The sequence below is a fragment of the Streptomyces sp. MB09-02B genome (genome assembly GCF_033794485.1).
Taxonomy (GTDB): Bacteria; Actinomycetota; Actinomycetes; order Streptomycetales; family Streptomycetaceae; genus Streptomyces.
Window position 1 is genome coordinate 37,679 of record NZ_JARGEE010000016.1, and the last position, 9,414, is coordinate 47,092.

Consider the following 9,414-nt stretch of genomic DNA (forward strand, 5'->3'; position numbering starts at 1 on the left):
CTTCCGTAACGGTGTGCCCCCCAGTGCGTGGCACCCATCGACTTTGCGCCAGGATGTCAGGAACACATAAGCATCTGGAGGGGAACCCAGAACATGAGTCACAACCAGCCGGGCCCGTACGGCGGGCAGCCCCAGCAGCCCGGACCGTACGGTCAGCCGGGCGGCCAGCCGGGCCCCTACGGCCAGCAGCCGCCGCAGGCCGCCCCCCAGCCCGGCTACGGCTACCCGCAGCAGGCGCCGCCGCAGCAGCCGGGTTACGGGTACCCCCAGCAGGCTCCCCAGGGCGTTCCGCCCCAGACCCCGCCGTACGGCCAGCAGCAGGCGTACGGTCAGCAGCCCCCGTACGGCCAGCAGCAGCCCTACCCGACGGTGCCGCAGCCGCCGGTTCCCTCCGGGGGTGGCGGCAAGAAGGTCGGCATCATCCTGGGCGCGGTCGCGGTGGTGGCGGCGGTCGCGGTGGGCGCGTACTTCGTCCTCGGCGGCGGTGGCGGCGGGGACATCGCGGACGACGGGCCGCACAAGCTGACTACGCCGGCGACCGTCATCGACGGCGAGTACAAGAAGGGCGACGGCGGCAGCAGCAGTGGGATGACCGACAAGGAGATCAAGCAGACGGAGGACTGGGGTGTTCAGGACCCCAAGGACGTCCGCTCGACCTACACCTCGGGTGAGGGCATCACCGCCAAGAACCTGACCTTCTCCGGGGTGTACGGCACGGTCGAAGACCCGGAGAAGGTCATCGACGCGATGTTCGCCAGCATGAAGGCGGAGTCCGAGAAGGGGTCCGGCTCCGACGGCAAGCTCGTGGGCAGCCCGCAGGAAGTCACACCCGAGGGCTTTGAGAACGGCATCATGAAGTGCCAGGAGAGCGAGGGCTCCGAAGGCGGCAAGACCATGACGCTGCCGGTGTGCATCTGGGGTGACCACAGCACGGTCGCGTATGTGATCTCCATCGATATGGCCGCCATGGCCGCCGGCAAGAGCTCGACGATCGACGAGGCGGCCCAGTTGGCGGCCAAGCTGCGCAACGACGTGCGCGTCGAGGCCTGACACTCTGCCAACCACGAGGGGCCCTGGTCAGTTGACCAGGGCCCCTCGATGTGTGTGTAACGCCGACGAGTTACGCCGTCTTCTGCTCCCCCGGACCCCGCCCCCGCGCATCGCGCGGAATCAGCGTCGGGTTGACGTTGGAGCGGACCACGTCGGCGTTGATGACCACTCGGGCCACGTCCTTGCGGGACGGGACCTCGTACATGACCGACATCAGGACCTCTTCCATGATGGCGCGCAGGCCGCGGGCGCCGGTCTGGCGGAGGATGGCCTGGTCGGCGATGGCTTCGAGGGCCTCGCGCTCGAAGTCCAGCTCCACGCCGTCGAGTTCGAAGAGGCGCTGGTACTGCTTCACCAGCGCGTTGCGGGGCTCGACGAGGATCTGCAGGAGCGCTTCGCGGTCCAGGTTGTGGACCGAGGTGATGACCGGGAGACGGCCGATGAACTCCGGGATCATGCCGAACTTGACCAGGTCCTCGGGCATGACGTCCTCGAACTGGTCCTTCGATTCGAGTTCGCGCTTCGAGCGGATCGTGGCGCCGAAGCCGATGCCCTTGGCGCCGGCCCGGGACTCGATGATCTTCTCCAGGCCGGAGAAGGCGCCGCCCACGATGAACAGGACGTTCGTCGTGTCGATCTGGATGAACTCCTGGTGCGGGTGCTTGCGTCCGCCCTGGGGCGGGACCGAGGCCGTCGTGCCTTCGAGGATCTTGAGGAGGGCCTGCTGCACGCCCTCACCCGATACGTCGCGGGTGATGGACGGGTTTTCGCTCTTTCGGGCCACCTTGTCGATCTCGTCGATGTAGATGATCCCGGTCTCGGCCTTCTTGACGTCGTAGTCGGCCGCCTGGATGAGCTTCAGCAGGATGTTCTCGACGTCCTCTCCGACGTACCCCGCCTCCGTCAGCGCGGTCGCGTCCGCGATCGCGAACGGGACGTTCAGCATGCGTGCGAGGGTCTGGGCGAGGAGGGTCTTGCCGGAGCCCGTGGGGCCCAGCAGAAGGATGTTGGACTTCGCCAACTCGATGGCGTCCTCGCGGCTTTGACCGCCGCCGTTCTCACCGGCCTGGACCCGCTTGTAGTGGTTGTAGACGGCTACGGAGAGCGCCTTCTTGGCCGCCTCCTGGCCCACCACGTACCCCTCGAGGAACTCGTAGATCTCGCGGGGCTTCGGGAGTTCCTCCCAGCGGACCTCGCTGGTCTCCGCGAGCTCTTCCTCGATGATCTCGTTGCAGAGGTCGATGCACTCGTCGCAGATGTACACACCGGGCCCTGCGATGAGCTTCTTGACCTGCTTCTGGCTCTTGCCGCAGAACGAGCACTTGAGCAGATCGCCGCCGTCACCGATGCGTGCCACGGTGTGCTTCCCCTTCGCCTGGGAGACGACTGGACGATTTCAATCCAGCGGCTCCTGGTGCTGCCTTATGTCGACGGTACCTTGCCGGGCCCCCCGTTCGGGCCCCCCTTGGCACGGTTCGCTTTGTCGTGCACCTTGTCGTGCACTGGGTCAAACGGTGCCAACCATGCCAAGGGGCGGCAGACATTACAGCTTTTTCGCGGTCAGCGGACGTTGTCGTTGTTCATCTTCCGCGTGGAGATGATCTGGTCGATCAGGCCGTACGACAGCGCGTCCTCGGCCGTGAGGATCTTGTCGCGCTCGATGTCCTCGCGGATCTTCTCGATCGGCGTGGTCGAGTGCTTGGCCAGCATCTCCTCCAGCTGCGCACGCATCCGGAGGATCTCGTTGGCGGCGATCTCCAGGTCGGAGACCTGCCCGCGGCCCGTCTCGCTGTACGGCTGGTGGATCAGGACGCGGGCGTTCGGCAGCGCCATGCGCTTGCCCGGCGTACCGGCGGCCAGCAGGATCGCGGCGGCGGAGGCCGCCTGGCCCATGCAGACCGTCTGGATGTCGGGCTTCACGAACTGCATCGTGTCGTAGATCGCGGTGAGCGCCGTGAAGGAGCCGCCGGGGCTGTTGATGTAGACCGAGATGTCCCGGTCGGGGTCCATCGACTCCAGGCACAACAGCTGCGCCATGACGTCGTTGGCGGAGGCGTCGTCGATCTGCACGCCGAGGAAGATCACCCGCTCCTCGAAGAGCTTCGCGTACGGGTCGTACTCGCGGATGCCCTGCGAGGTGCGCTCGACGAAGCGCGGGATGACGTAACGGGACTCGGCCGTCGGGCCCGAGTACTGGGAGCGTGCGCCGTCATGGAGGCCGCTGCCGGGGAAGTCGTTCACTTGTGTCTCCTGGGAGCCTGAGAGGGGCTGAGGCGGTCGGCTGGGGGCGTTACGGGGGTCTGCGTGCCGGCGGGTGCCGTCACGCCTGCCCGGCCCCGGTGCCGCCGCCGCCCGGCATGCCCGCGGCGGTGGCGATGACGTCGTCGATGAGGCCGTAGTCCTTGGCCTCGAAGGCGTCGAACCAGCGGTCACGGTCCGAGTCGCGCGTCACCTGTTCGACGGTCTGCCCCGTGTGCTGGGAGGTGAGCTCCGCCATGCGCTTCTTGGTGTGCAGCAGCCGCTCGGCGTGGATCTTGATGTCCGAGGCGGAGCCCGCCAGGCCCGCGGAGGGCTGGTGGATCAGGATCTCGGCGTTCGGCAGCGCGAAGCGCTTGCCCGGGGTGCCCGCGCTGAGCAGGAACTGCCCCATGGAGGCCGCGAGACCCATGGCGATGGTCACCACGTCGTTCTTGATGTACTGCATGGTGTCGTAGATCGCCATGCCGGCCGTGATGGAACCGCCAGGGCTGTTGATGTACAGGTAAATGTCCTTGTCCGGGTCGGCGGCAAGGAGCAGCAGCTGTGCGGTGATCTTGTTCGCGATGTCGTCGTCGACCGGCTGGCCGAGGAAGATGATCCGCTCGTTGAGCAGCCGGTTGTAGACATGGTCGCCGAGGCCACCGCCGATGGAAGGCTCGCCGGCGGCGGAGGGCATCAGATTCGTCACGTATCCACCTGCTCGTCTTACGACGGCGCCGGGCCGTCTTCACGTTTCCCTTCCGGGGGCCGAGCCGTTTTCCCGACGGCTCCGCCCTCGTATTCATGGACCCTAACGCGGTGGCTCCGCCGGTGAATCCCGCAGAGGGAACTGTTCGCTGTCAGCGCATGCGTGTGCGCTCCGCTGGGTCGAGCGGGTGCCTTGTGGCTCCCGGCCCGGACAGGGGCGCGGGGAACTGCGCGACCGGCCAGGAACAAGCCGCAGACGCGTCTGCCACGCCAGGTGGATCGGCGGGTGCGGCCTGTACGTGGCTGGTCGCGCAGTTCCCCGCGCCCCTTGGGTAGGCCGACGGGCCCCTGGGTCACAAGTGATCCAGGGGCCCGTCGTCAGGCGATCAGCGGAGCGATCAGGCCTCGGGGTCCTTCTCCTCGGCCTCGGCGGCGGCCGCCGGGGTCTCCTCGGTGGCCTCGGCGGAGCCCTCCGTGGTCTCCTCCTCGTCGTCGTCCAGGTCGACGACCTCGCCGTTGGTGTCCTTCACGGTGGAGGACTCGACGACCAGGGCCAGAGCCTTGCCGCGGGCGACCTCACCGACGAGGAGCTGGACCTGGTTGTTCTGGACGACGGCCTGGGCGAACTGGTCCGGGGACATGCCGGAGGAGGCCGCGCGGCGCATGAGGTGCTCGGTGAGCTCCTCCTGGTTGACGTTGAGCTTCTCCTTGGCGACCAGCTCGTCGAGGACGAACTGGGTCTTGATGCCCTTGACGGCCGCTTCCTTGGTCTCGGCGTCGAACTCCTCGACCGTCTTGCCCTGGATCTCGAGGTACTTCTCGAGGTCGAGGCCCATCTGGCCGAGCTGGTGGTGCTCCAGGTTGTGCTTGCGGGTGTTGATCTCGTCCTCGAGCAGCTTCTCGGGGACGGGCACCTCGACGAGCTCCAGCAGCTTCTCGAGGACGCGCTCCTGGGCCTGCGTGGCCTGGTCGTACTGCTTCATGTTCTCCAGGCGCTTGCGGCTGTCGGCGCGCAGCTCCTCGAGGGTGTCGAACTCGGAGGCGAGCTGGGCGAACTCGTCGTCCAGGGCCGGGAGTTCACGGGCGGCGACCTGGGAGACCTTGACGGTCACCTCGGCCTCCTTGCCGGCCGCCGAGCCGCCCTTGAGCTCGGAGGTGAAGGTGGTCTCGCCACCGGCCTCCAGGCCCTTCACGGCGTCGTCGATGCCGTCCAGCAGCTCGCCGGAGCCGATGGTGTACGAGACGCCCTCGGCGACGCCGTCCTCCAGGACCTCGCCGTCGACCTTGGCCTCGAGGTCGAGCGTCACGACGTCGCCGTCCTCGGCGGCACGCTCGACCGGGGAGGTGGAGGCGAAGCGCTCGCGGAGCTGCTCGACCGCCTTCTCGATGTCCTCCTCGGTGACCTCGACGGCGTCGACCTCGACCTCGATGCCGGAGTAGTCCGGGATCTCGATGGTCGGGCGGACGTCGACCTCGGCGGTGAAGTTCAGCGTCTCGCCGTCCTTCAGCTCCGTGATGTCGACCTCGGGCTGGCCCAGGACGTTGAGCTCGGCCTCGTTGACCGCGTCGGTGTAGAACTTCGGGAGCGCGTCGTTGACCGCCTCCTCCAGGACCGCACCGCGGCCGAACCGCTGGTCGATGACGCGGGCCGGGATCTTGCCCTTGCGGAAGCCCTTCACCGTGACCTGCTGGTTGATCTTCTTGTACGCCGCGTCGAGGCTGTCCTTGAGCTCCTCGAAGGGCACCTCGATGCTGAGCCGAACCCGGGTCGGGTTCAGGGTCTCCACGGCGCTCTTCACGGTTCGGTCTCCTTGGGGGCTGACTTCTTGGGGTTCTGCCGATGTCCCCCGCCGGGGTGGCGGGGCTTCAGCGGATTCGCGGCCCTTGAGAGACGTGAGAGTGCAGACACACGGGCGCGCAGCTTGCATAGTAACCGCAGGCGGTACACGCCCCAAAAGGTGATCTTGCCGGTGGCGGGCGCCGTACCGGCGCGGTGGTCGGGGTGGCGGGATTTGAACCCACGGCCTTCCGCTCCCAAAGCGGACGCGCTACCAAGCTGCGCCACACCCCGTCTGGTGCGACACGTAGGGTACATGCCCGCAGCCCGTGCGGTTGCCGGATTTACCGAGTGTGCGGGCGCGCGCGACGGCGGGCGCGGGAGCGGTCGGGGGGCGCGACCGGAAGGGGTGTGCGGCCGGGGCGTCCGACCCGCTACGATGCCTTCTGTGCCGCGGTCCTCCGACCTGCGGCGCGCGGTGTGCGGGCGTAGCTCAATGGTAGAGCCCTAGTCTTCCAAACTAGCTACGCGGGTTCGATTCCCGTCGCCCGCTCCAGATGGCTCAGGGCCAGGCAGAGGATTTCTCCTCGGCCTGGCCCTGAGTCGCTTCCGGGGGTCGTTTCAGTCCGATGTGTCCCCCGCGTGCCCCGCGTGCCCCGCGTGCCCCTCGGGCGGGAGACACATCGCAGTTCCGAGCTTTTCACGGCTGCCCTGAACGGAAGGACCCGGCTGCGACGAGCGTTGCTGCCGAAGGGAGCGCTGATGCATCGAGTGAGGCCTTGGCTGGACCGGCAGGTGACGGCTGCCCTGGTTGTCGCCGTCGCCGCGGGCGCCGTGGCCCTGGGCATCTGGTCCCTGCCAGGGGTGACGGTCGTGAAGGTCTCGGGCCTCATCAGCCCGCTGAGCGTCGCCGCCGTCGTGGGAAGGGATCCAGCTGGTTCCGCTCGTACGCTACGACCGAACCGTCGTCCTGATCCGCAACATCGACCGGACGTACGAGGTTCCGTGACGGGCCGTGCGGAGCCTGGACTGGGACGCCAGGAGCGGAAGCCTCAGTCCCACGGTGGACGCGGGCCGGACCATCCCGACCATCCCGATCCCGGCACTTCTGTCCTGACTGTCCCCCGCGCGACGGCCGCGCGGACGGTCACTGGAGCGGACGGTCACTAGAGCGGACGGTCACTAGAACTGGATCGAGTTGATCGTGTCCGCTATCGAGTTCAGGAAGCGTTGGATGTCGTCGGCCATGCCCGTCGAGGCGAGGAAGAAGCCGAAGAGGATGGCGACGACGGCCGGACCGGCCTTGATCGTCCCTCCCCGCATCAGAACCACCAGGATGATCCCCAGCAAGAGCACCACTGACAGCGAAATGGCCACACAGATCACACCCTCGGTCGGTCCGCACTCCCGGCCCGGGGCGCCGACCCCACGCGCACCCCGCCAGAACCATCGTGCCACCAACCAGGCCGTCATATGCAGGGGCTGAGGCAACGTCGACCACGGCACCGCACCCGCGCCACCCCCGTCCCCGGTCAACGAGTCGGCTTCGGACGTGAATTCGGGGTGATCGTTTCCATGCACACACAACCTGGGCGCAGGGAATTCGAATTGTTGCCACAGACACACCAAGAAGCGCACCCAGGGCGGTAATTAACCGGACATTTCACCGGAATCGCCTGCGCACGGTATGCACCATTTAGTCGGGATGAATGCGGACAGATCGTCGCATGCCATGTGCCTTGAGGTGTACGGACGGTGATGTTCTGCCCGAGGCACACTTCACCGAATCCTGGGTACCCGTGAGTGACACGTACCCCTCAATACAGGATTCACGTCGGTGGTTTTACGAAATCGCACAGACAACGCTAGGGTGCCTCAGATGTTCACCGCTGCCTCGTCCCCCGCTTGCGCAGCGAGTGCTCGGACCGCCCTCCGGATTCATCGGAGGGAAGGTCTGTGACGAACTCGCTGCGACCGCACGACCGGTCCAGGGCGCCGCTCCCACCGGCACAGTCACCACAGTCGCCGGCCGACGGAGTGCCGAGTCCGCGCTCGCTGAAGTCCTCGTCCCCTCACCCGACGCCAGGTGGCGCCTCCCCGGACGCCAGACCGGCCAAACAACGTGACGCGTTCTTCGACAACGCCAAGTACCTCGCCATCGTGCTCGTCGCGATGGGGCACGCGTGGGAGCCGCTGACCGACCACAGCCGTGCCGCCGAGGCGCTGTACATGTTCGTGTACACCTTCCACATGCCGGCGTTCATCATCATCTCCGGCTACTTCTCGCGCAGTTTCGACATGCGCGCCGACCGGCTCCGCCGGCTGATCACCGGCATCGCCGTGCCGTACGTCCTCTTCGAGATCGCGTACTCCTTCTTCAAGCGGTACGGCAACGACGATCCCTCGCACCCGATCAGCCTGCTCGACCCGTGGTACCTGACCTGGTTCCTGATCGCGCTGTTCGTGTGGCGTCTGACGACCCCGCTGTGGAAGGTGGTGCGCTGGCCGATCCCGGTGGCGCTCGGCATCGCGGCGCTCGCGTCCGTCTCGCCCGACATCGGCGACGACCTGGACCTGCAACGCGTCCTGCAGTTTCTGCCGTTCTTCGTCGTCGGCCTCTTCATGAAGCCCGCGCACTTCCAGTTCATGCGGCGCCGTGAGGTGCGGATGCTGTCCGTGCCGGTGGCGGCCGCCGCGCTGGCGATGGCGTACTGGGTGGGGCCGCACATGAACTCGGCGTGGTTCTACCACCGTGACAGCGCACAGGAGTTGGGCGCGCCGTGGTGGGCCGGGGTCGTCATGACCTTCGCGCTCTTCGGCTGCTCCATGGTGCTCACCACCTGCTTCTTCGCCTGGGTGCCCCGGCGGAAGATGTGGTTCACCGTGCTGGGCGCGGGCACGCTGTACGGCTACCTGCTGCACGGGTTCCTCGCGAAGGGGTCGCGGTTCTGGGACTGGTACGACGCCAACGCGTGGGTGTACCAGCCGCTCGGCGAGCTCGTCGTCACGGTGTTCGCGGCGGCCGTCATCACCGTGTTGTGCACGCCGCCGGTGCAGCGGATGTTCCGGTTCGCCATGGAGCCGAAGATGGAGTGGGCGTTCAAGAGGGACGCCGCCGAACTGGCTCGGGAGCGCGGGAAGGTCGGCGCCAAGGGCTAGCCCCCCCCCGGGGCAGCGTCACCTCACCTCCTCGGTTGCCGGTTCGTCCGGCAGGCCGAGGAGGTTTCGCATGTGGGCGTACTTGGCGGTCAGGCGGGTGCGGGTGGGGGTGTCCAGGACGGCCAGGCGGGTGGGGTTCGCGTTGTGGGCCAGGTCGGACTGTTTGACCAGGAGGGCGCCGGGGGTGGCGAGGATGCGGGCGGCGTAGGCCTCCGGGGGTTCGCCGGGGTGTTTGGTGAGGGCTCGGACGATGGCCTTCGTGCGGGGGGTCAGGAGGGCGTGGGTCAGCCATTCCTCGGTGAGGGCGTTGTCCTCTATGGCGTCGTGCAGCCAGGCTGCGGCGATCTGGTCGGGGTCGCCGCCGCGGGTGGCTACGCCGTGGGCTACCGCTTGGAGGTGTTCGGTGTAGGGGTGGCCGGCCTTGTCGGTCTGGGTGGCGTGGGCGGTGCGGGCGAGGGTCTCCACTTCGGGGAGGGTGAGGG

General features: G+C 67.5%; 8 protein-coding genes and 2 tRNA genes. 3 read left to right on the forward strand and 7 right to left on the reverse strand.

What is annotated here, in order from left to right; genetic code table 11:
* Nucleotides 1-93: 93 nt before the first annotated feature.
* Nucleotides 94-1,050, forward strand: a complete 957-nt coding sequence (locus tag P1P70_RS04580) for a hypothetical protein (protein ID WP_319234793.1) — start codon at nt 94-96, stop codon at nt 1,048-1,050.
* Nucleotides 1,051-1,120: 70 nt separating this feature from the next.
* Here the strand turns inward: P1P70_RS04580 and clpX are convergent, their stop codons facing one another.
* The 5 genes from clpX to P1P70_RS04605 form a co-directional block, all read right to left on the reverse strand.
* Entirely contained in the window at nt 1,121-2,407 is a 1,287-nt protein-coding gene (gene clpX / locus P1P70_RS04585) for an ATP-dependent Clp protease ATP-binding subunit ClpX (protein ID WP_060884715.1), read from the reverse strand.
* Nucleotides 2,408-2,610: 203 nt separating this feature from the next.
* Nucleotides 2,611-3,291: an ATP-dependent Clp protease proteolytic subunit gene (locus P1P70_RS04590; RefSeq protein ID WP_319234796.1), complete on the reverse strand. Its 681-nt coding sequence runs from the start codon at nt 3,289-3,291 to the stop codon at nt 2,611-2,613.
* Nucleotides 3,292-3,370: 79 nt separating this feature from the next.
* Complete coding sequence (locus tag P1P70_RS04595) at nt 3,371-3,985, reverse strand: ATP-dependent Clp protease proteolytic subunit (protein ID WP_060884713.1); 615 nt, start codon at nt 3,983-3,985, stop codon at nt 3,371-3,373.
* Between the two features lie 409 nt (nt 3,986-4,394).
* Nucleotides 4,395-5,795 (reverse strand): trigger factor, encoded by a 1,401-nt coding sequence (tig, locus tag P1P70_RS04600; RefSeq protein WP_319234798.1) that lies wholly within the window; start codon nt 5,793-5,795, stop codon nt 4,395-4,397.
* Nucleotides 5,796-5,990: 195 nt separating this feature from the next.
* Nucleotides 5,991-6,067, reverse strand: a tRNA-Pro gene (locus tag P1P70_RS04605).
* A gap of 188 nt (nt 6,068-6,255) precedes the next feature.
* Here P1P70_RS04605 and P1P70_RS04610 point away from each other — a divergent pair.
* Nucleotides 6,256-6,329, forward strand: a tRNA-Gly gene (locus tag P1P70_RS04610).
* Between the two features lie 626 nt (nt 6,330-6,955).
* Here P1P70_RS04610 and P1P70_RS04615 read toward each other — a convergent pair.
* Complete coding sequence (locus tag P1P70_RS04615; RefSeq protein ID WP_033526477.1) at nt 6,956-7,150, reverse strand: hypothetical protein; 195 nt, start codon at nt 7,148-7,150, stop codon at nt 6,956-6,958.
* A gap of 579 nt (nt 7,151-7,729) precedes the next feature.
* Here P1P70_RS04615 and P1P70_RS04620 point away from each other — a divergent pair.
* On the forward strand, nt 7,730-8,932 hold the full coding sequence (locus tag P1P70_RS04620; protein ID WP_319234800.1) for an acyltransferase family protein: 1,203 nt from the start codon (nt 7,730-7,732) through the stop codon (nt 8,930-8,932).
* An 18-nt stretch (nt 8,933-8,950) separates the two neighbouring features.
* On the opposite strand, the gene P1P70_RS04625 is transcribed toward P1P70_RS04620, so the two are convergent.
* On the reverse strand, nt 8,951-9,414 hold a 464-nt coding region (locus P1P70_RS04625; protein WP_319234802.1), incomplete at its 5' end, for an HD domain-containing protein.